The following is a 21291-nucleotide window of genomic DNA, read 5'->3' as shown; positions in this document are numbered from 1 at the left end:
TCAAGGGCGAGATCAAGTGGTCCCTGCCCGAGCAGTTCTCGGTCTGGTCCGGCGCTCTGGCCACCAAGGGCGGGGTCGTGTTCTACGGCACGCTGGAGGGCTATCTGAAGGCGGTGGATGCCGAAACGGGCGACGAATTGTTCAAGTTCAAGACCCCGTCCGGCATCATCGGCAACGTGATGACCTACGAAAGCAACGGCAAGCAATATATCGGCGTGCTGTCGGGCGTCGGCGGCTGGGCCGGCATCGGGCTTGCGGCCGGTCTGACCAACCCCAATGACGGTCTGGGCGCCGTGGGCGGCTATGCCGCGCTCAGCGACTATACCGAACTGGGCGGCCAGCTGACGGTGTTCGAACTGCCCGGCGACGTGGCCTCGAACGCCCCGGCGGCCGAGCCGAAGCCGGCTGCGGGCGAGACGAAGGGCTAATACTTTCGTTCCGCACGGACGAGGTTGATCTGTGAAAGGGCCGCCCCAGCGATAGACTGGGGCGGTTCTGTCTGGGGAGAGCAGGCAAATGAGAATTGGGAGGACGACGATCATGAAAGTCATCACCAGCCTGGGGGCGCTGATCCTGGGCGTATCGCTGGCCGGCGCGGCCATCGCGCAGACCGCAGCGACGGACGCCACCACACCGCCCCCGGCGCAGGCCGGCGCGGGCGCGGCCGCCGCCACGTCGGGAAATGCCACCGCCACGACCACCGGCACCGGCACCGGAGCCGTCGATCCGGCGCAGGCCGGGGCGGGGGCTGCCGCCGCAACGTCGGGCAATGCACAGGCCGCAGCTCCGGCCGCGCAGGATGGCAAGGACGCGGCAACCGGTAACGGCGGCACGGTCAGCGACAAGCCGGTGGATCTGGCCAAGGGCGCGACGACCCTGCCGAACGGCATGGACATCACCCCCGATTACGAAGAAAACGGCCGCTGGTTCAACGCCGACGGGATCCCGACATTCAAGATCGCCGAGGACGGCACGGTCGATTTCGCGACCTTCAACGGCTATCGCCGCTATACGTCCAATTGCATGGTCTGCCACGGCCCGGACGGCGAGGGTTCGACCTATGCGCCGGCCCTGAAGAATTCGGTCCTGCGGCTGGACTATTATCAGTTCCAGCAGATCGTCGCCTCTGGCAAGAAGCAGGTCAACACCGCGCAGAATCAGGTCATGCCGGCTTTCGGCACCAACAAGAACGTCTGGTGCTATGTCGATGACATCTGGGCCTATCTGGTGGCGCGCGGCACCGACGAATTGCCGCGGGGACGCCCGGCGAAGAAGGGACCGAAATCGGAGGCATTCACCGCGCAGGAAGATTCCTGCATGTCGATGTGATCCGATGATCCGCTTCCCCTGGCCCAAGCCGGCGCTGATCCTGGCCCTGTGCGGCGCGCTGCCCGCCGCCGCGCAGGTCGCCGATCTGCGTTCGACCACGCAATTCCGGGTCTGCGCCGATCCAGCCAATGCGCCGATGTCGATGAAGGACGGATCGGGCTTCGAGAACCGGCTGGCCGAGAAATTCGGCGAATGGCTGGGCAAGCCGGTAAGCTATACCTGGTTTCCCTCGGGCATCGGCTTCATCACCAAGACGCTGCGCGCCGGAACCTGCGACGTGGTGATGGGCTATGCGCAGGGCGATGAGCTGGTGCAGAACACGAACCATTACTACACCTCGGTCTTCGGCATCGTGACCCGCAAGGACAGCGATCTGGCCTCGGTCGATCGTCTGACCGACCCGGCACTGAAGGATCGGCCGCTGGGTGTCGTCGCGGGCTCGCCCCCCGCCACGATCATGGCGCGGGCGGGGCTGGCCAAGAACATGCACGGCGCCGATCTGTTCGTGGATCGCAGGGTCAAGGATCCGGTCGGTGACCTGCTGCAAGGCGTCCGCGACGGCACCTATGACGCCGCCGTGCTGTGGGGGCCGCTGGCCGGGCCGCGCGTCAAGGACGATCCCGATCTGCAATTCACCCCGTTGCTGAAGGAAACCACCGGCCCGAAGATGGCCTACCGGATCACGATGGGCGTGCGTCAGGGAGAACAGGAATGGAAGCGCGAACTGAACAGCCTGATCCGCCGTCGTCAGGACGAGATCAATCAGGTGCTGCACGAGGCGGGCGTGCCTCTGGTGGACGATTACGGCAAGGAACTGCTGCCATGACACGCTGGGCGATGGCGCTGTTGCTGGCTTTCGCCGCTTCGGCCAGCGCCGAGGTTCCCGAACCCGAAGGCTATCGCGGCGCCCCCTATGGGGCACCCGTTCCCGCCAGCCTTCAGGGCGCCGAGGTTATCGATGCCGCCCGCGCGATCGACCTGCACGACCAGGGCGCGGCCTTCATCGACGTCTATCCCCGGACCCGCAAACCCCAGGATCTGCCCGAAGGCACCATTTGGCAGGAGCCGCGCCACGACACCATCCCCGGTGCGATCTGGCTTTGGGATACCGGCTATGAACGCCTTTCCCCGGACGAGGAAGCGCGGCTGAGGAACGGCCTGGCCAGCGCCTCGGGCGGCGACAGATCCGCGCCGCTGGTGATCTTCTGCCGGGCCGATTGCTGGATGAGCTGGAATGCCGCCAAACGCGCCGTGGCCATGGGCTATGACGCGGTGAAATGGTTCCCGGGCGGAACCGATGAATGGCAACAGGCTTCGGATGCCGATCTCGTCGCGGCCGTTCCTGTCACGCCGTGACGACGCCGAAACGATCGATCATCCCGCGCGTGGCGGCGTCGGGGACGGCGCGGGCGGCAGACGCCGCGCCCTCGGACAAAAGGCATAGGACCAAAGGCTTAGCCATAAGTTCCCGGTGCCGGCGGGAAGATAAACAGGCTTGCCCAAACGCTGCCCTGCGCCCACGATGATCCGGGGAGAGCGGAGCATGATCAGGGCAATCACGGGTTTTCTGGTCGCGGTCCTGCTGCTGGCGACACCGGTGTGGGCGCAGCGGGCGGCCGATCCGATGCTGATCCGCGCCGCCGTGCTGCGTGTCGATGCGCAGACGCTGCGCCCGATCTCGCGGCTGGAACTGCCGACGGCCGACCTGGGTTTTGCGGGCGCGCGGCTGGCGATCGAGGATAATGACACGACCGGTCGCTTCATGGGTCAGGATTTCGAAGCCCAAGAGGTCGCAACCGGCCCCGACGGGGCGAATGCGGCGCTGGACAGCCTGATCGGCGCCGGCATTGCCTTCATCGTCGTGCTGGCCGACGACCAGACCACGCTGGCACTGGCCGACCGGGCCGGAGACAGGGCGACGATTTTGAACGCCCGCGCGCGCGGCGACGCCCTGCGCGGCGCGGATTGCCGGGCGAACATCATCCATGTCGCGCCCAGCCATGCGATGATCGCCGACGCCCTGGCGCAGTTCCTGATGTGGAAGAACTGGCCGCGCTGGTTCCTGGTCGAGGGCAGCCATCCCGCCGATACCGATCTGGCCGACGCCTACCGGCGCGCGGCCTCGAAATTCGGTGCGAAGATCGTCGAAACTCGTGTCTATGAAGATACCGGCGGTGCAAGGCGCACCGATTCCGGGCATGTGCAGGTGCAAAAGCAGATGCCGGTCTTCACCCAGCGGGCGCCGGCCTATGACGTGATGATCGCGGCCGACGATTCGGATGTCTTCGCCCCCTATCTGCCCTATCAGACCTGGGATCCGCGGCCTGTCGCCGGATCCGTCGGGCTGGTGCCGCGAACCTGGCATCCCGCGATGGAGGCCTGGGGCGCGAGCCAGTTCCAGAACCGGTTCGAGGAACTGGCAGGCCGCCCCATGCGCGAGGTCGATTACCAGACATGGCTGGCACTGCGCATGATCGGCGAGGCGGCGACGCGCACCGGCTCGGCCGATCCGGCGGTTCTGCGCGACTTCCTGCTGTCCGACCGCTTCGAGGTCGCCGGCTTCAAGGGGCAGAAGCTGACCATCCGCGACTGGGATCAGCAGCTGCGCCAGCCGATCCTGCTGACCACCGGCGATCTGATGGCCTCGGTCAGCCCGCAGGGTCAATACCTTCACCAGGTCAGCCAGCTCGATACCCTGGGCATCGACCGTCCCGAAACCGAATGTTCGTTCTGAAAGAGGCGCCATGCGATATCTTCCGACCCTCGTCCTGTGCCTGGCCGCAGCCCCGGCGATAGCCAACCGCGTGTTTGTCACCAACGAAAAAAGCAACGACGTCACGGTGCTGGACAGCGACACGCAGGAGGTGATCGGCACCTATCCGGTCGGCAACCGCCCGCGCGGCATCACCATCAGCCCCGATGGCACGAAATTGTATGTCTGCGCCTCGGACGACGATCTGGTCCGGGTCTTCGACCCCGAGACGATGGAGGAATTGTATACGCTGCCGTCGGGGCCGGACCCGGAACTGTTCGTTCTGCACCCGTCGGGCAACCCGCTTTACATCGCCAACGAGGACGACAACCTGGTCACGGTGATCGATACGCAAACCCGCAAGGTGCTGGCCGAGATCCCGGTCGGGGTCGAGCCCGAGGGGATGGGCGTCAGCCCGGACGGGAGGGTGGTGATCAACACCTCCGAAACCACCAACATGGCGCATTTCATCGACACCGAAAGCTTTCAGATCTTTGCCAATGTGCTGGTGGACAGCCGCCCGCGCTTTGCCGAATACAATCGCGACGGAACCAAGCTTTATGTCAGCGCCGAGATCGGCGGCACGGTCAGCGTCATCGACCCGTCCACCCAGCAGATCATCGACAAGATCGGATTCGAGATTCCCGGTGTGCTGCCCGAAGCGATCCAGCCGGTCGGCGTCCGCGTCACCGATGACGGCAGCAGGGTCTTCGTGGCGCTTGGCCCCGCCAACCGCGTGGCCGTGATCGACGGCAAGTCCGACGAGGTGCGGGATTACCTGCTGGTCGGCCAGCGTGTCTGGCAGATGGCCTTCACGCCGGACCAGAAATACCTGTTCACCACGAACGGCAACTCCAACGACGTCTCGATCATCGATGTGGCCAGGGAAAAGGTCGTCAAGTCCATTCCCGTGGGTCAGCAGCCCTGGGGCGTGGTGATCGCGCCCGGCCCGCATTAGCCCAGAGAAAAGGAAAGGCAGAGAATGAAGCCGAATCCGACCCGCCTGTTGGCGATCCTGATGGCCGCTGTCCTGACGGGCGCGCCCGCCATGGCGCAGGACGCCGTTCCTGCCGCAGATGCCCCGGCCGGGGAATCCCGGTCCGGGCCGACCGCCCCCGAAGATGGCGACGACGATGACGCGGCACCGACGGACGCGGCCGCCGGCATCCACGAGGCGAAGGGCAAGTTCGATTACGGATTGGCGGGGCTTCTGTCCTCGGACAACCGCGCCGATCTGGCGCCGCTGACGATGGCTGCCGGACAGCCGGTCGCAAGCGGCGATTACACGCTGTCCTCGGGCGGGTATTACCGGATCGACATCAACGCCGATGGCAGTCAGGAACTGGGCCTGTCGGGCGGCGATTTCTTTCGCGCGATCTGGGTGAACGAAATCGTCGTGAACGGGATCGAGATCCGGCCGACGGGCGTGCACAGCCTTGAATTCGACGAGGCCGGCACCGCCTCGATCAGCTTCGTGGCCATTCTGCCGGGCCGATACACGCTGTCCATTCCCGGTGCGCGCGGGGACACCCAGCGGGCCGTCTTCACCATCCGGTAGGGGCTTTCGTGACCGCCGCACTGGACATCGACAGGGTCAGCCATTCCTTCGGCAGCGTCGCGGCGCTGACCGACGTGTCGCTGCACGTGCCGCGCGGCGGCTTTACCGCGCTGCTGGGGGTGAACGGGGCGGGCAAGACGACCCTTTTCTCGCTGATCACCCGGCTCTACGACAATACTTCGGGCACCATCCGGGTTGCCGGCCACGATCTGCGCCGCGCGCCGCGGCAGGCCCTGGCGCGGCTGGGTATCGTGTTTCAAAGCCGCGCGCTGGACGCCGATCTGAGCGTGCGCCAGAACCTTGCCTACCACGCCGCGTTGCATGGGATCGGCCGGGCCGAGGCACGGGTGCGCATCGCCGAGGTTCTGGATCAGGCCGGCCTGACCGACAAGGGCGGCGACCGGGTCAGCGCCCTGTCGGGCGGACAGACCAGGCGGGCCGAAATCGCCCGCGCCCTGATTCACCGCCCCGATATCCTGCTGCTGGACGAGGCGACCGTCGGCCTTGACGTGAAATCGCGCGCCGAGGTGCTGGCCCTGACCCGCCGGCTGATCGCCGAACAGGGCGTCTCGGCGCTGTGGGCCACCCACATCATGGACGAGATCCAGCCCGACGACGATCTGGTGATCCTGCATCAGGGCCAGATCCTGCGCCGGGGCCGCGCCTCGAACATTGCCGGCCGGCAAGGACTGACCCAGGCCTTTCTGAGCCTGACCGGCACCCCGGCATGAGCGGCGACCGCGCCTTCCCGGCCGCGGCGTGGGCGACGGCCTTTCTGGGCATCGCCCGGCGCGAGACGCTGCGCTTCGTCAACCAGCGCGGCCGCTTCCTGGCGGCGCTGGTGCGGCCGCTGGTCTGGCTGTTCATCTTCGCGGCCGGGTTCCGCGCCGTCCTTGGCTTGTCGATCACGCCGCCCTATCAGACCTATGTGCTCTACGAGGTTTACGTGACGCCGGGACTGTGCGCGATGATCCAGCTGTTCAACGGAATGCAATCCTCGCTGTCGATGGTCTATGACCGCGACACCGGCGCCATGCGGACCCTGCTGGTCAGCCCGTTCCCGCGCTGGTTCCTGCTGGCCTCGAAACTGGTTGCGGGGGTCCTGGTTTCGATCATCCAAGTCTATACCTTCCTGGCGATCGCATGGTTCTGGGACGTGCAGCCGCCGCCCTGGGGCTATCTGGCGGTGCTGCCCGCGCTGATCCTGTCGGGGCTGATGCTGGGGGCGATGGGGCTTTTCCTGTCCTCGACCATACGCCAGCTGGAGAATTTCGCGGGCGTCATGAACTTCGTCATCTTCCCGATGTTTTTCGCCTCCTCCGCGCTCTATCCGCTGTGGCGGATGGGCGAAAGCTCGACCCTGCTGCACGACATCTCGGCCGTGAATCCCTTTACCCACGCGGTCGAACTGATCCGCTTCGCGTTGTATCTTCAGGTGAACTGGCTGTCCCTGGCGGTGGTCCTTGGCTTTCTGGCGGGGTTCTTCGCGGGGGCGGTGTTCATGTATGATCCGTCAAAGGGCCTTTGGGCCCGCAGAAAGGGAAAAGCATGAAAATCCTTGCGGTCCTGATCGCCTGTCTGGTCGCCGGCCCCGCCCTGGCGGCCAGCGGGACCGATCCGACATGGCCCTGTATCCAACCCAAACAGCCGCGGCTTTCGCTGGGTCAGGTCTGGGCCGGACCGGTGCCGGACCAGGCCGTGCTGAGCCTGGCGGCGGATCCCCGGATCGCGGATCTGGCCGATCGACTGGAACAGCGTCGCCTGCCGATCGAGCAGGCCGAAAAGGACATCGCCGATTTCGCCCGGGATGCCGATGCGGCCCGGCTGACCGCGCTGATGCAGGCCATTTTCGACCGGATCGAATCCGAGCGCAGCGCGCTGATCGCCGGGATCGCGCGCTATGGTCAAAAACAGGTCGCACTGGCGAAGATGATCGAGGATCGCCGGAGCCGGATGGCCCGGCTGGAGGCCGAGGAAAATCCCGACTTCGATGCCATGGACGCCGAGGAAAAGGCGCTGGACTGGGATCAGCGCATCTTCACCGAACGCCAGAAATCGCTGACCTATGTCTGCGAAACGCCGGTAATCCTGGAGCAGCGTGTCTTTGCCCTGGCCCGCGCCATTGCCAGCCATCTGCCGTGATCGGCGGCGGCGCCGTTTCAGGCGGCCTGCGCTGCGGGTGAAAGTCGCGAGGGCGCCTCGCGAACAGGCAGGTGGATCAGGGCACTGAAGGCGCCGACGCCGACGCCCACCCACCAGACCAGTGTGTAATCGCCATAGATGTCGTACATCGTCCCGCCCAGCCAGACCCCCAGAAACGAGCCGATCTGGTGCGACAGGAAGACAAAGCCGTAAAGCGTTCCCATATAGCGCAGACCGTAGAGATGCGCGACCAGGCCCGAGGTCAGCGGAACCGTCGCCAGCCACAGCCCGCCCATGACCAGCGAGAAGGCGACCACGCTGGCCGGGGTGATCGGCGCCAGAATGAAGGCGGCCGCGGCGATGGTGCGCAGGGCATAGATCCCCGCCAGAAGGTATTTCCGACTGTATCGGTTGCCCAGCCAGCCCGCGAAGATCGAGCCCGCGATATTGGCCAGCCCGATCAGGCTGATCGCCGCCGCGCCAAGCGCCGACGTGGTGGTGATGCCGATGCTGGCCAGCGTGCCCAGCGGCGAGATCGGGCCGGACATGCCGGTGATCATGGCGGGAAAATGCGCGGTTATGAAGCCAAGCTGATAGCCGCAGGAGAAAAAGCCGGTGAAGATCATCAGATAGGACGGATCGCGGAAGGCGCGGCGCAAGACGCCGCCCATGCTCTCCTCGATCTCGCTGCGAACGGCGGGGCGGCCGCCGCCCAGCATCGGCAGGAACAGCAGCGTCGTCAGCACGATCACGCCGAATATCATGAACACGGATTGCCACGGATAACGGCCCAGAAGCATCTCGGCCAAAGGTGCCCCGAAGACCTGCCCGGCCGAACCCGCAGCCGTGGCGATGCCAAGCGCGAGACTGCGGTTGGCGTCGCTGGCGGCGCGGCCGACCACCGCAAGGATGACACCGAAACCCGTTCCCGCGATGCCGAAGCCGACCAGTATCTCCAGCAGCTGCATCGTCGCGGGCGTGGTCGCGTAGGCGCTGAGGATCAGCCCCGTGGAATACAGCAGCGCGCCAAGGATGACCGCCGGCCGGTCGCCCCAGCGTTCGGCCATGGCGCCGAAGATCGGCTGGCCGATCCCCCAGGCCAGGTTCTGGATCGCGATGGCAAGGCTGAACTCGGCGCGCGGCCAGCCGAATTCCGCGCCGATCGGTATCTGGAAGACGCCGAAACTGGCCCGCAGCGCAAAATTGATCAGCAGGATCAGCGAGCCGCCGACCAGGATCGGGGTGAAAAGGCGGGCCGACATCGACATGGCGATAACCCCTGCGGCAAGTTCTCGCCGCAGCGTTGCGGCCTTTCGCCGAAAAGGTCAAGATCGCTGTCTGGATGACAGCGATCGGTCCCGGACGCGCGGCTCAGCGCATCACGAATTTCGAATCCGGGATCGAGACGCCCTTGCGCATCTCGCCCAGGATCACCGTCGTCTTCTGGCCGCTGTCGTCGGTCACGATCCATTGCCGCAGTTCGGTCGGACTGGTGAAGACCAACTGGATATTGCCGTATTGCGGATTGGCGGGATCCTGGGCCGTCACCACGGTCGAATTCTTCGCCTCGGCGTAGCCGGTGACCATGTTGGCCCGGCCCAGATCGACGTTCCGGGCCAGGATGATCGACAGCGGGGTTCTGGACAGCGGATATTGCTGCGGACCGCCGTTCGATTTCGGATCGACGACGGTCACGTTGCCGCCCGAGGCCACGACCAGTGTCTTGTCGTTGTTGTATTCGAACCGGACCCTGCCCGGACGGCGGATATACACGGTTCCGGTTGACATCGTGCCGTCCGGATTGACCTGCGTAAAGTCCGAGGTCGCGGTCGTGAGGCCGTTGAGATAGCGAGAGATCTCGTTCAGCGGAATCTTTTCGGCCAAGGCCGGGCTGCCAAGGCCAAGACCAAGAACGAGGAGGGCGGCGGCGGGCGCGAAGGCGAAGATGCGTCTGTTCATGTCGCCAATTCTATCCTTTTCCGTGGCATCTGCACATCACGTCTGGCGGATGGCATCTGCCGCGAACGCTCGCGCCGATGTGACGGTTCCCCGGTACGGCCGCCGCGCTGAACGATGTCAGACCGTCTTGTCCGTCAGCCTTGCGCCGACCGCGTGGGCCAGGTCGCGCGTGCCGGCCCGGCCGCCCAGATCGCGGGTCCTGTGACCGGGCGAGGTCAGGCATTCTTCCAGTGCCGCTTCGATCGCCGCCCCGGCCGCCTGCATCGCATCATCCCCGCGCCGCGCGCCCAGCCAGACAAGCAGCATCCCCGCCGATCCGATCAGCGAGGCGGGATTGGCGATGTCCCGGCCTGCCAGATCGGGCGCCGAGCCGTGCTGCGCCTGCGCCATCGCCATTCTTTCTCCGGCGTTCAGCGACGCCGCAAGGCCCAGCCCGCCTGCCAGTTCCGCGGCCAGATCCGACAGGATGTCTCCGAACATGTTGGTGGTCACGATCACGTCGTAGAGATCGGGCGATCGCACCAGATGGGCGCACATCGCATCGACAAGGCTTTCATCATAGCGCGTGTCGGGATAATCCGCGGCCACCGACCGGCAGCATTCCAGAAACAGACCGTCGCTGACACGCATCACATTCGCCTTGTGAACCGCGGTCACATGTCGGCCCCGTGTTTCCGCCAGCGCGAAAGCCTGTCGCGCGATCCGCATCGATGCGTCGCGGGTGATCCGCCTGAAGGCCAGCGAGACGTCCGGCGTCACCATGATCTCGCCCGGGCCGCGATGAAGGTTGCGGTCGGCGTAGAAGCCTTCGGTATTCTCGCGAACGATCACCAGATCCAGCGGCGTTCCGGCACGCGGGACGATTCCCGCGCGGCTGCGGGCGGGGCGGATATTGGCGAACAGATCCAGTCTTTTGCGCAATTCGCCCGACGGGTTCAGCCCGCCGTCCTCGCGCGTGGGATAGGCATTGTGCGAGACCGGGCCCAGGACGATCCCGTCGCAGCCTTCGATGGCCTTGAACGCCGTTTCGGGAAAGGTGCTGCCGGTCGCCTCCAGGGCGGCGAAACCGACCTCGATCACGCGGAATGCCAGGTCCAGATCAAAGCGGTCGGACGCGGCCTCCAGCACGACGCGAGTCGCGGCGGCGATCTCGGGGCCGATGCCGTCGCCGGGCATCAGGGCAAGGGTGGTTCGTGTCATCGACTTTCTCCGGGCATCAGTCAGACAAGGTCAGCTTTCGCAATCCCGCCACGATCAGCTGGATCGACAGAATGATGAGGATCGCGTCCAGGGCCCGGCGAAAGCCGTGGTCATCGATCCGGTTCAGCAGCAGCTTTCCCGCCAGCGTGCCAAGAAAGCCCGCCGCGATCATCACCGCGACAAAGGCCAGCCAATGCGCGAAGGCAAAGCCCAGCAGGCCGAAGGCCATTGTCTTGACGCCGTGCTGCACCGTCATCAGCGTCGCGTGGGTGGCGACATGGGCATGGCGCGGCAGATTATGCGATTTCGTATAGGTGGCGACGAACAGCCCCGTCGCCCCGAAGAACATGGTCAGAAAGCTGGACACCGCCCCCACCAGCAGCGGCCAGTCGCGCAATCCGCTGGGCGGTCGCCCGATCACCGACCAGATCACGAAACAGCCGACGCCGATCTGCACCCAGGCCGGCGGCAGGCTGACCACGATGGCACCTCCCGCCGCCGCGCCGATGACCGAGCCCGCCGCGAAGGCCGGGATCGCGGGCCAGAAGATCCTGCCGAACGTGATCAGCGCCCGGCCCAGATTCGATCCGATCTGGATCACGCCATGTGTCGGGATCAGCGCGGCGGGCGGCACCAGGATCGCCATCACCGCCAGCAGGACGCCGCCGCCGCCGATGCCGAAGGCCACGGTGATCAGCGAAGCCGCGAAGCTGGTCGCGACAAGGACCAGAAAGACGATGTCGGTCATCCCGTCGGGCAGGAACCATGCGGGGATCATCGCGGGCTTGCCCCTGTGGGCGCAGGTTGTAGCCTGTAGCCCGCCGGATGGGGGCGGCGAGGATGCGCGTGGATTATCTTGGCCTCGAGGCCTTCGTGGCGATCGCGGACCATGGCTCGTTCCATCGCGCCGCCGATTCGCTCAGCCTCAGTCAGGCGGCGCTGTCGCATCGGCTGCGCAAGATCGAACAGGATCTGGGCGCGGCGCTGCTGATCCGGACCAGCCGCGAGGTGTCGCTGACCGCGATCGGCCAGGGGCTGCTGCCCGAGGCGCGGGCGCTGCTGAAGGCGTTGCAGGATACCTATGAATCCGTGCGGACCGGCGCGCAGCGGAAGGCCAGGCGGCTGGCCTTTGCCTGCCTGCCCTCGATCGCGAATGTGCTGCTTGGCGGAGTGCTGGACAGAATGGCGGCGCGCCGGCCCGAAATCTCGTTCGAGGTGCTGGACATCCCCGTCGCGCAGATTTCCGAGGCGGTCAGAAGCGGCGAGGCGGAATTCGGCGTGACCATCATGTCGGCCGAACTGGCCGACCTGCGGCTTCGTCCCTTGGTGGACGAAGAATACCACCTGTTCGTGCGCCACGATCATCCCCTGGCCGGCAAGCCTCATGTCGGTCTGCCGGATCTGATCGGTCCCAGGCTGGCCAGGATCCGGTCGCAATCGAAGAACCGGCAATTGCTGGACGCGGCCTTCGGCGATCTGCGCGACCACCTGCACTGGCATTTCGAGGTCCAGAACGCGACCATGGCAATGCGCCTTGTCAATGCGGGCGTGGCGCTGACCATCCTTCCGCGCAGCGCCATCGGCATGGCGCCGGCCTCGCTGGTCGCGCTTCCCTTTCACGGAGTCCGGCTGCAGCGCACGCTGGGCATCGTGTCGCGGCGCGCGGTTCCGATCTCGGGCCAGGCCAGCGAATTGCTGGGCCTGATCACGGCCGAGATGCTGGAACGGTTTTCGGCCCATGTCGATGTCAGTTCCGATCGCGCGTCCAGACCGCGGGATTGACCATGTCGAAGGGCTCGCCCCGCGCATGGGCGTTCACCAGATCGTAGATCTGGCCGAACTGCCGGTCCAGTTCCTCGCGGGTGATGAAGCCGATATGGGGGGTCGGGATGACGCCGGGATGGGACAGCAGCGGGTCGGCCGGGTCGGTCACCGGCTCTTGCGGGAACACGTCCAGCGCGGCGCGTTCGATCCGCCCCGCCTCCAGCGCCTGCAAGACCGCGCCCTCGGCGATCAGCCCGGCCCGCGAGGTGTTGATCAGCAGCGAACCGGGGCGCATCGCCATCAGGTCGCCTTGCGTGATCTCGGCCCGCGTGTCGGGCGTCAGCCGCTTGTGGATCGATACCACGTCGGATTGCGCGAAAAAATCCCGCCGCGTGGCGGGCAGGTCCTCGCCATCGGCGGCGGCGCGGTCGCGGCCCTGATCGGATGCCCAGAACCGCACTTCCATGCCCATTGCGCGGGCAAAGCCCGCAACCAGTTTCGCGATCCCGCCATAGCCGTAAAGCCCCAGTCTCTGGCCCGCGACGTTGCGGCCCAGCGGCGCGGCGCCCTGCCAATGCCCGGCCCGGGCCGAGGCGATCTGGTCGGGCAGATAACGCAGCCCCGCGATCACCAGCCCCATGGTCAGTTCCGCCGTGGATCGCGATGCCCCGTCGCGTGCCTTTCGGGCGCAGAACAGGATGCCGGCGCGGGTCAGCGCATCGGCATCGACATGGCCATGCTGCCCCCGCATCGCGATCAGCCGGGGACCGCCCTGCAGCCGGGCGGCCAGAGAGGCGGTCACCGCCGTCCGGTCGCGAAACAGCACGACCGCATCGGCATCCGACAGGCGCCGGGCCAGAACCTCGTCATCGGCGGCGCGGTCGGTCCAGATCGTGACCTCGTGGCCGGCCAGCAGCCCGAACGAGGGCAAGCCGCGCAGGCTGTCATACCAGTCGTCAAGAATATGGACCTTCACAGGAATGCCTCGATCGCGACAGGGTGTTCGGTTCCGCTATGGCCGTCGGGATGGGCGCGCCGGATGACCGGCGATGCCACCATGTCGGATACCGGAACGTCGATCAGCATCGGTCCGCGCCGGGCGGCAAACCGCTCGACGATGCCGGGCAGCGCCGACAGGTCGTCGACACGGTATCCCGCGATGCCGAAACCGCGCGCGATCGCGGCCAGATCGGTCCGGCCGAAGACCGCGCCGGCATCCGACAGACCCTCGTGGCGCAGCTTGTGGATCTCGGATCCGTAGGCACCGTCGTTCAGCACGCAGATCAGGATATCCAGGCCGTGGCGGCGGAGTGTCTCCAACTCCTGAATGTGCATCAGCACCGATCCGTCCCCGTCGAGCAGGACGATCCTTTCGCCCGGCCGCGCGGCGGCAACGCCCATCGCATAGGCGATGCCGTTGCCGATCGCGCCGAATTCGCGGATGGTCAGAAAGCGGTCCCAGGGCCGATCCATCTGCGCGAAGAAGAACGAACAATGGCCCGATGAATTGACCATCTGCCAGTCCATCGGCAACACCTTGTCCAGCACCGAGACCACATCGCGCGGATCCAGCAGGCCCGGCTGGGCCGGGAATGTCGCGGTATCGGCGGGCGTCGTCGCGATGGCATCGGCCAAGTCCGCGCTGCGCCAGCCCTGCCGTGGCGAGGCGCGGCGCGCCAGCGCCTGCGCCGCCAGCCGCGCATCCGATCGCAGATGCCGTTCGGCAGCCACCATGCCCTGACTGACCGCGCGGGGCGCGGTGTCGATCTGCACGATGCGGGCCTTGGGGAACAGCTTGCCCTTGTCCAGGTTGTGCTGGGTCAGGCTGCATCCGAAAGCCAGGACCAGATCGGCCTGGGCAAACAGCGATCGGGCCAGCGCGGTCGAGAAGCCGCCCGCAATGCCCAGCGAGAAGGCATCGCCGTGAAACAGGCCGCGCGCGGGCAGGGTCGTGGCCATCAGCGCGCCGATCCGGTCGCCCAGATCGCGGCAGGATGCGGCGGCATCGGCATCGGCGGCACCAAGACCGGCCATGATGACGACACGCCGGGCCGCGTCGATTTCCGCCAGCAGCGCATCCAGATCGTCGCTGCCGGGGGGAATCGGCCCCGTTCGCGGCATGATCTCCGCCGATGGCCGGGGCAGGCATGCCGGCGGCGCGATCTGCCTGGCCTGCAGATCGAAGGGCACGCCGAGGACGACGGGGCCGCGCGTCTCTTTCGCCTCGACAAAAGCGTCGCGGATCGCCTCGGCCATGCGCGGGACGTGGTGCAGAGCCCGGTAGCGGGCCCCGGTCGCGGCGATGAAGGGCGCCTGGTCGATGGCCTGGTTGTACCATGCCGCGCCCAGCGGCGCCTCGCCCGCGAAGATGACCAGCGGCAGCCGGGCGCGCGCGGCGGCGGGCAGGGCGGTCAGGACCTGCGTCAGCCCCGGCCCGCAGGTCACGGTCGCGACACCGACCCGGCCGGACTTGCGCGCAAAGGCGGTCGCGGCGGCCACGGCGCAATGTTCGTGGCGGACATAGGTCATGGCGACCCCGCGCCCGGCAAGCGCGGTGGCCCAGTTCATGTTGGCATCGCCCAGCAGCGCAAAGCAGGTATCGACCCCTTCGGCGACGAAGCAATCGGCCAGATGTTCGAACAGATGCATCCTCAGCGCGTCCAGATGGTCGCCGGAATCAGGACCTCGCCCCGTGCCAGCAGGCGCGCGGTGCGGACCACCCCGGCCGACCGGATCGCGACCGCATCGCCATCGCGCCGGAAATCGACCAGCACATCGAAGGTCCCGGTGGCGTGTTCGATGCCGATATTGACGGGCGATGGCCCCCGCGCGGCCGAATCCACCAGGCCGTCGGCCACGGTGCCGGGCGTGATCGCGCAGGCGGCGATGCATTGCGCGCCGGTCACCGCCATCGAGGGATGGCAGGACCACGGCATGAAATAGCGCGCGGCGATGGTGCCGCCATGGCGCGGTGCGGCCAGCAGGGTGATCTTGGGCGTGACCGATTGCGACACGTCGCCAAGGCCCATCATCCGCCCGGCCTTGAGGCGGATCGGCTCCACCCGGTCATAGAAGTCGCGCCTTTCGTCCAGCTCGGCCTGGCTTTCATGGCCGGTCAGGCCGAAATCCGCCGCCCGCGCCATCATCACCGGCATGGCGACATCCATGCAGGTCACCTCGATCCCGTCGATGACGTCGCGCAGCCTGCCGGTGGGCAGCAAGGCGCCGGTGACCGATCCCACCGTTTCCATGAAGCCAAGCGCGATCGGCGCGGCACTGCCGGGCACGCCGGCGATTTCGGTGCTGCCGCCATATCGGACCTGACCGCCCGGCGTCTGGATCCGCGCCTCGACCACCGCGCCGGTATTGACCGCGTGGATGCGCACGACCGTCTCGTCGTCCCGCGCCGCGATCAGACCCATCTCGATCGCGGCGGGACCGACGCCCACGAGGATGTTTCCGCAGGTCGGGCGGTAATCGACCTCGCGCCGGTCGACGGCGACCTGCGCGAAGTAATAGTCGATATCGCAATCGGCGCGTTCCGACGGCGACAGCATCGCGACCTTGGTGGTGACGGCGTTGCCGCCGCCGATGCCGTCGATGTTCAGCGGATGGCCTGCGCCGACGATGGCCATCAGCACCTGCGACAGCGTCTGCTGGTCCTGCGGCAGATCGCTGCGGCGAAGATAGGGTCCGCGCGAGGTGCCGCCGCGCAGGAAATGATAGGGGATCGCGGTTTGGCTCATCTGGGGTGCCTCAGGTCAGGGGCCAGGGAAGGTCGGAAAGCGTCTGCAGGTATCCCGGCGGCAATTCGCGCCCCAGAAAGCCCGCAAGCCCGGTGATGAAGGCAAGCCCGATGGCGGTGGCCAGCAGCGTGCCCGGCCAGCCAAAGCGACCCCGGACCCGGAAGAAGGCCAGCAGAAAGATCGCCAGCGCGATGAACAGCCCGAACACGAAGGTCATCGCGACCAATGCCCCGAACCATGTCAGCGTCGACCACAGGCCGTGCGGTGCCTCGCCCTCGGTCCCGCATTCGAGGTCGATGAAGACATCGTCGGTCGCGGGCGTCATCGCCATCCGGGCCAGCAGCAGCAGCGCGCCCGCCAGCGTCACCAGGCCGATGGTCAGCGGAAAGACCCGGTCCTGCAGGCGGCTGACGCCCCAGGCATCCAGCGTCGCGATCGCGACATAGGCGGTGACGATGCCCAAAAAGATCAGCGGCGCGGTCTTGGTGCTGGTCGGCGCCTCGATATTTTCGCGGATGTTCTTGGACGCCCGGATCCCCACGATGACCGAGACGATTGTCAGCACCAGCAAGGTGATCGTGATCGGCGACAGCAGGTAATCCCAGCCGGCTTCGGACGAGCGACGAAACCGGGCCCCGGCGATCTGGAAAGCCTGGTTGACGAAGATCTCGGACTGGTTGCTGAGGACGAAACCGATGAGGAAGGCCGGCCGCGAAAAGTCGAACCGCCGCAGCAGGATACCCAGGATGCCGATGCCGACCAGCGCCGCAAGATCCAGCGCCGACTGACGCGACTGGAAAGCCGCGAAGGCGATGATCGTGAACAGATAGGGCGCGATGATGGTAAAGCGGATCGTCGTCATCCGCGCGATCCATTTGGACAGCAGGATGCACAGCCCCGCGCCGATCACGTTGGCCAGCGCCAGCGACCAGACGATGGTGTAGGTGATGTCCAGATTGTTGCGCACCATCTGCGGTCCCGGCGTCATGTTCAGCAGCGCCAGACCGCCAAGAAAGATCGCCATCGACCCCGATCCGGGGATGCCGAAGATCAGCGTGGGCACCAGCCCGCCGCCCTCTTTCGCGTTGTTCGAGCTTTCGGGCGCGATCACCCCGCGAATGTCGCCCTGGCCGAACTGCGACTTGTCTTTTGCCGTCTGCACGGCCGATCCGTAGGCCAGCCAGTCCACCACGGATCCGCCCAGACCGGGAATGACACCCACGATCACGCCGATCACCGCGCAGCGCAGCGACAGCCAGCGATGGGTCCACCAGTCGCGCACGCCCTGCGTCCAGCCGTCGCCCAGCGTCCCGCCCTCGGCGATGGCCCTGTCCTGCCGCAGAAGCGAGACGATCTCGGGCACCGCATAGATGCCAAGGCCCACGATCACCAGTTGGAAGCCATCGACCAGATAGGGCAGGTCATAGGTGGACATGCGCAGGCTGCCGCCGGCTGGGGCGGCGCCGATGGTGCCGAACATCAGCCCCAGCCCGGCCGCGACCACACCTTTCAGCGGCACACGACCGGCAAGGATCGCGACCATCGACAGGCCGAGGATCGTGATCATCAGCATTTCGGGCAGGCCGAATGCAAGGATCAGCGGCCGGGCGATCAGGATGAAGAAGGTCAGCACGATCGCGCCGCACAGACCGCCGAACAGCGACGAGGCGAAGGCCGCCGACAGCGCGCGCGCGGCGTGACCCTGTTTGGCCAGGGGAAAGCCGTCCAGCACCGTCGCCTGGCTGGCGGATGATCCCGGTATGCCCAGAAGCACGGACGAGAACGTGTCCGAGGTCGGAATGACCGCGATCAGCCCGATCATCAGCGCCAGCCCCGAGACCGGTTCCATCCCGTACATGAAGGGCAGCAGCAGCGCGAGCCCGGCGATGCCGCCCAGTCCGGGAAGCACCCCGATCGAGAGGCCCAGCAGAACGCCTCCGACAAGATAGACCAGCTGCATCGGTTGGAAGATCAGGGCGAAAGCCTGACCCAGACTGGGCAATGCCTGCAGGAAGGTCTCCACGACGCTCTCCGTTTGCTGGGGAAAATCGGCGCCGCCCGTCCATCGGCGGGCAGCGCAGGCTGGCAGAAGACGCCGGCCATCACTCCAGGGTGATGTCGTAGTCCTCTTTCAGCCAGTCGAGAACGTATTGCTTGGCTTCAGGCGTGATCGACGTGGCCTGTTTGGTCGCCTCGACCGCCGCATCGCCCACAAGCTGCGGATAGGCGCCCAGAACCTCGACCGCGCGATCCTTGAAGTCTTCGGCAGTGGTGATTTCGCGCAGCGCCTTGACATAGGTATCGACCACCTCCTGCGAGGCCGAGGATGGCAGGAAGATGGTTTTCTGGTTGGCAAAGCCCGCGACGAAGAATGCCTTGTAGGCGTCCCAGGCCACACCTTCGGTTTCGCATTCCGCCGTCGCCTCGCAGACTTCCTTGAAGCTGGGCAGGTCCGGGAAGGTCGGGTCGCGGACGATATTGCCCTGTTCGTCCAGCGCGCCCCAGGTAAAGATCGGCACCGCCAGTCCGTCATCGACCAGCGGCTGCACGTTGGCCAGATAGGCCGCCGAGGTCTGGTAATCGATATTGGCCTCGCCACGTTCGAACATCAGCCGCCCATCACCGCGCCCCTCGACGCCAAAGACAGGATCGACCTGCATTCCCAGCATCTTGAAGGCCAGCAGCGGCACCAGATCCAGCGTCGTGGCCCCCTGGCTGCCATACAGATACGGCTCGTCCTTCAACTCGTCCATGTCGCCGTCGAACCGTTCGCCCAGATCCGGCGGCAGATAGACCACGCCGCCGGTGGCCGAAGCCAGGACCGGCTGCCAGTCCCGATATTCATAGCGGACGCGCGGATCGCCCAGAAGATAGGGAAACTTGGTCGATCCCGAATCGCCGAAGATGGTCAGCCCGTCGCCCTCATCCTGCTGGCCCTGAAACCAGTTCGCGCCCTCGGTCGAGCCGGCGCCGGGACGGTAGCGCACGACCACGGTCGGCGCGCCGGGCAGCGCCTCGGACAAGAGCGGCGCGTAGAAATTGGCCCATTGCGCCGATCCGCCCGATTCCGAAAAGGGAATGGTGTATTCGACCGTCTTGCCGTCGAAGGATTGCGCGGCGGCGGTCTGCGCCGCTGCGGCGACCGCAGCCGCCGCCATCGCCGTCAGAATGAACGAACGTTTCATGAATTCCTCCCGTTGGTATGCGCGCCTCTCTCTCCTCCGGCGCGCTGATTTTCCGGCTGCATGGCACCCGGTCTGACGAGAATGGCAAGGCCCGTGCAATAACTCAAACGCAATTAAGGAAATGTCGGATGCATGAAACTTATTCCTTGCGTCGCGACGGACGGCAAGCGGATGGGCGATGGACGCCGCGGATCGCGACGCTGCCCGGACACCCCGGACGGTCTCAATCCTCCAGCAAATCGGTGGCCGGGTTGTCCGCGATCTCGACATCGGCGTAATAGCTTTGCGCCTGGTTGACCGATCGGTGCAGCGACAATTGCATCGCCGCGACCAGCGGCGCGCCCTCCAGCGCGGCCTGGGTCAGAAAGCCCGCGCGCAACCCGTGGGCGCTGGCGAAATCGGGGGGGTAGCCGGCCAGTTCCAGCCGGTGTCGCACGATCAGCCGGAAACCGTCGGCCGACAGCCTTCGGGGCAGCGGGCGGTCGGCCAGGCTGACCGGGCGGAACAGCGGCCCGTCCTTGATCCGGGCCGCGGCGATCCAGGCCATGACGGCGCGGGCCGCGCGGCCCTTCAGGGGCAGGCGAGGGGCGGTCTCGGGTCCGGTGGTCTTGGTGGTCAGAAGGCGGATCCGCAGCAGGGCCTTGTCCTGAAAGTCGCGATCGTCGATGTCGTCGCGGTTCAGCGCCACGATTTCCGACCGTCTCCGACCGCCCGAGGCCCAGCCCAGCATCAGCGCGGCACGGTCGCGCATGCCGCGATGGCTGTGGTCGCAGCTGGCCAGCATCGCCTCCAGCACGGCGCGGGTGATCGGGTTTCCCGACTTGGGCGCACGGGGCCGGGCAGCGGCGCGGCGGGCGCGGCCGCGCGCCTGCGCGACCAGCGGCGCGTCGAAGGGCGAAGGCAGGTTCTTCATCCGGTGAAAGGCGCGCCAGCTGGCGATGCGGCGATCCAGCGTGGATGGCGCCGGACAGGCAAGGCTGCGGCGCAGACCGGCAGCGATCAGCGTATCGGCGGCCTGCCGCGCGGGGCCCTGTGCCGTCGACAGGTTGGCGGCGTGATCCAGAACGAAATGCAGGGCGACCGTCTCGGCCTCGGGCCAGGACAGGTCGTCGGCAAAGCGGGCCAGCTTCCAGGCGGCGATATAGGCAAGGTCGCGTTCCCAGGCGCGCAGCGTGTTTTCAGGCGTGCCGCGACGATAGAGTTCGGCCAGCGCGGCCTCGTCGGCGGAAGACAGCGAGAAGGGCGCGAGAGGCAGATCCATGGACGCGAGAATGCGGTGACGCATGGGACGCGTCAAGAATGCGATGAGGGGGCCTGTCGCGGGCGGCGGGGCAATTTCGGTCGGGGCCGAAGCGATCCGCATGCAATTTCTTTCGTGCCGATCCTATCTGATTCTTGTCAGCGGGTGAGTGATTCCTAACAGACAGAATCTTGCGGCCGCGCGACCGGCGTGATCCAAAGCGTCTGGAAATCTGCCCCGGTGCCAACGGTCAATGCCGATCGGAGGATTTTCGGTCTCACATATCAGCAAAAACCGGGGTTACCGGGGGTCAAGCCATCTCCGGTCACATCATTCGGGCGCTTCTCGTCCTGGCGATCTTCCGGAAGATATTGATCATTATTCCATTTCCGGCAATCCTGGCCATATCCTGGCCA

General features: G+C 66.4%; 21 protein-coding genes. 11 read left to right on the top strand and 10 right to left on the bottom strand.

The window, feature by feature from the left end; genetic code table 11:
* From B4A72_RS16015 to B4A72_RS15970, 10 genes are all read left to right on the top strand, one after another.
* Positions 1-428: PQQ-binding-like beta-propeller repeat protein (locus B4A72_RS16015; RefSeq protein ID WP_292979115.1), on the top strand; the 428-nt coding region annotated here is incomplete at its 5' end.
* A 112-nt stretch (positions 429-540) separates the two neighbouring features.
* Positions 541-1329, top strand: a complete 789-nt coding sequence (locus B4A72_RS16200) for a c-type cytochrome, methanol metabolism-related (RefSeq protein ID WP_414692123.1) — start codon at positions 541-543, stop codon at positions 1327-1329.
* 4 nt (positions 1330-1333) lie between these two features.
* Entirely contained in the window at positions 1334-2155 is an 822-nt protein-coding gene (locus tag B4A72_RS16005; protein ID WP_292951267.1) for a quinoprotein dehydrogenase-associated putative ABC transporter substrate-binding protein, read from the top strand.
* Positions 2152-2685, top strand: coding sequence for a PQQ-dependent catabolism-associated CXXCW motif protein (locus B4A72_RS16000; RefSeq protein WP_292951264.1), 534 nt, complete (start codon positions 2152-2154; stop codon positions 2683-2685). The genes B4A72_RS16005 and B4A72_RS16000 overlap by 4 nt, the downstream gene beginning before the upstream one ends.
* A gap of 187 nt (positions 2686-2872) precedes the next feature.
* Positions 2873-4063 (top strand): ABC transporter substrate-binding protein, encoded by a 1191-nt coding sequence (locus tag B4A72_RS15995; RefSeq protein ID WP_414692122.1) that lies wholly within the window; start codon positions 2873-2875, stop codon positions 4061-4063.
* Positions 4064-4073: 10 nt separating this feature from the next.
* Positions 4074-5039 (top strand): YVTN family beta-propeller repeat protein, encoded by a 966-nt coding sequence (locus B4A72_RS15990; RefSeq protein WP_292951261.1) that lies wholly within the window; start codon positions 4074-4076, stop codon positions 5037-5039.
* A 24-nt stretch (positions 5040-5063) separates the two neighbouring features.
* Positions 5064-5639, top strand: a complete 576-nt coding sequence (locus tag B4A72_RS15985; RefSeq protein ID WP_292979113.1) for a hypothetical protein — start codon at positions 5064-5066, stop codon at positions 5637-5639.
* Positions 5640-5647: 8 nt separating this feature from the next.
* Positions 5648-6370 (top strand): ABC transporter ATP-binding protein, encoded by a 723-nt coding sequence (locus tag B4A72_RS15980; protein ID WP_292951255.1) that lies wholly within the window; start codon positions 5648-5650, stop codon positions 6368-6370.
* On the top strand, positions 6367-7191 hold the full coding sequence (locus B4A72_RS15975; protein WP_292951252.1) for an ABC transporter permease: 825 nt from the start codon (positions 6367-6369) through the stop codon (positions 7189-7191). The genes B4A72_RS15980 and B4A72_RS15975 overlap by 4 nt, the downstream gene beginning before the upstream one ends.
* The gene (locus B4A72_RS15970) at positions 7188-7781 is read left to right on the top strand and encodes a hypothetical protein (RefSeq protein WP_292951249.1); all 594 of its coding nucleotides are present in this window, start codon (positions 7188-7190) and stop codon (positions 7779-7781) included. Before B4A72_RS15975 ends, B4A72_RS15970 begins: the two co-directional genes overlap by 4 nt.
* Positions 7782-7798: 17 nt before the next feature.
* On the opposite strand, the gene B4A72_RS15965 is transcribed toward B4A72_RS15970, so the two are convergent.
* The 4 genes from B4A72_RS15965 to B4A72_RS15950 all read right to left on the bottom strand — a co-directional run bounded on the left by B4A72_RS15965 (position 7799) and on the right by B4A72_RS15950 (position 11718).
* Positions 7799-9049, bottom strand: coding sequence for an MFS transporter (locus B4A72_RS15965; protein ID WP_292951246.1), 1251 nt, complete (start codon positions 9047-9049; stop codon positions 7799-7801).
* A 103-nt stretch (positions 9050-9152) separates the two neighbouring features.
* Complete coding sequence (locus tag B4A72_RS15960; protein ID WP_292951243.1) at positions 9153-9740, bottom strand: LolA family protein; 588 nt, start codon at positions 9738-9740, stop codon at positions 9153-9155.
* Positions 9741-9857: 117 nt separating this feature from the next.
* Positions 9858-10940 carry an isocitrate/isopropylmalate dehydrogenase family protein gene (locus tag B4A72_RS15955; protein ID WP_292979111.1) on the bottom strand — a complete coding sequence of 361 codons (1083 nt, stop codon included), beginning with the start codon at positions 10938-10940 and terminating at the stop codon, positions 9858-9860.
* A 16-nt stretch (positions 10941-10956) separates the two neighbouring features.
* On the bottom strand, positions 10957-11718 hold the full coding sequence (locus B4A72_RS15950; RefSeq protein WP_292950698.1) for a sulfite exporter TauE/SafE family protein: 762 nt from the start codon (positions 11716-11718) through the stop codon (positions 10957-10959).
* Positions 11719-11786: 68 nt separating this feature from the next.
* Here B4A72_RS15950 and B4A72_RS15945 point away from each other — a divergent pair, with 68 nt between their 5' ends.
* Complete coding sequence (locus tag B4A72_RS15945; RefSeq protein ID WP_292979109.1) at positions 11787-12722, top strand: LysR family transcriptional regulator; 936 nt, start codon at positions 11787-11789, stop codon at positions 12720-12722.
* Here the strand turns inward: B4A72_RS15945 and B4A72_RS15940 are convergent.
* The 6 genes from B4A72_RS15940 to B4A72_RS15915 all read right to left on the bottom strand — a co-directional run bounded on the left by B4A72_RS15940 (position 12688) and on the right by B4A72_RS15915 (position 20896).
* Complete coding sequence (locus B4A72_RS15940) at positions 12688-13680, bottom strand: NAD(P)-dependent oxidoreductase (RefSeq protein WP_292950694.1); 993 nt, start codon at positions 13678-13680, stop codon at positions 12688-12690. The genes B4A72_RS15945 and B4A72_RS15940 overlap by 35 nt on opposite strands.
* Positions 13677-15353: a thiamine pyrophosphate-binding protein gene (locus B4A72_RS15935; RefSeq protein ID WP_292979107.1), complete on the bottom strand. Its 1677-nt coding sequence runs from the start codon at positions 15351-15353 to the stop codon at positions 13677-13679. Before B4A72_RS15935 ends, B4A72_RS15940 begins: the two co-directional genes overlap by 4 nt.
* Before the next feature lie 2 nt (positions 15354-15355).
* The gene (locus B4A72_RS15930) at positions 15356-16450 is read right to left on the bottom strand and encodes a 4-oxalomesaconate tautomerase (RefSeq protein WP_292950690.1); all 1095 of its coding nucleotides are present in this window, start codon (positions 16448-16450) and stop codon (positions 15356-15358) included.
* 10 nt (positions 16451-16460) lie between these two features.
* Entirely contained in the window at positions 16461-18473 is a 2013-nt protein-coding gene (locus B4A72_RS15925) for a tripartite tricarboxylate transporter permease (RefSeq protein ID WP_292950688.1), read from the bottom strand.
* Positions 18474-18552: 79 nt separating this feature from the next.
* Positions 18553-19635 (bottom strand): tricarboxylate transporter, encoded by a 1083-nt coding sequence (locus B4A72_RS15920; protein WP_292950686.1) that lies wholly within the window; start codon positions 19633-19635, stop codon positions 18553-18555.
* A 223-nt stretch (positions 19636-19858) separates the two neighbouring features.
* Positions 19859-20896 carry a tyrosine-type recombinase/integrase gene (locus B4A72_RS15915; protein ID WP_292979105.1) on the bottom strand — a complete coding sequence of 346 codons (1038 nt, stop codon included), beginning with the start codon at positions 20894-20896 and terminating at the stop codon, positions 19859-19861.
* Between the last annotated feature and the right edge of the window lie 395 nt (positions 20897-21291).

The organism is Paracoccus sp. UBA5162 (assembly GCF_002413585.1).
In the GTDB taxonomy this organism is placed as follows: domain Bacteria; phylum Pseudomonadota; class Alphaproteobacteria; order Rhodobacterales; family Rhodobacteraceae; genus Paracoccus.
Note: the sequence above shows the minus strand (reverse complement) of the source record. Positions and strands in the feature narration are given on the sequence as shown.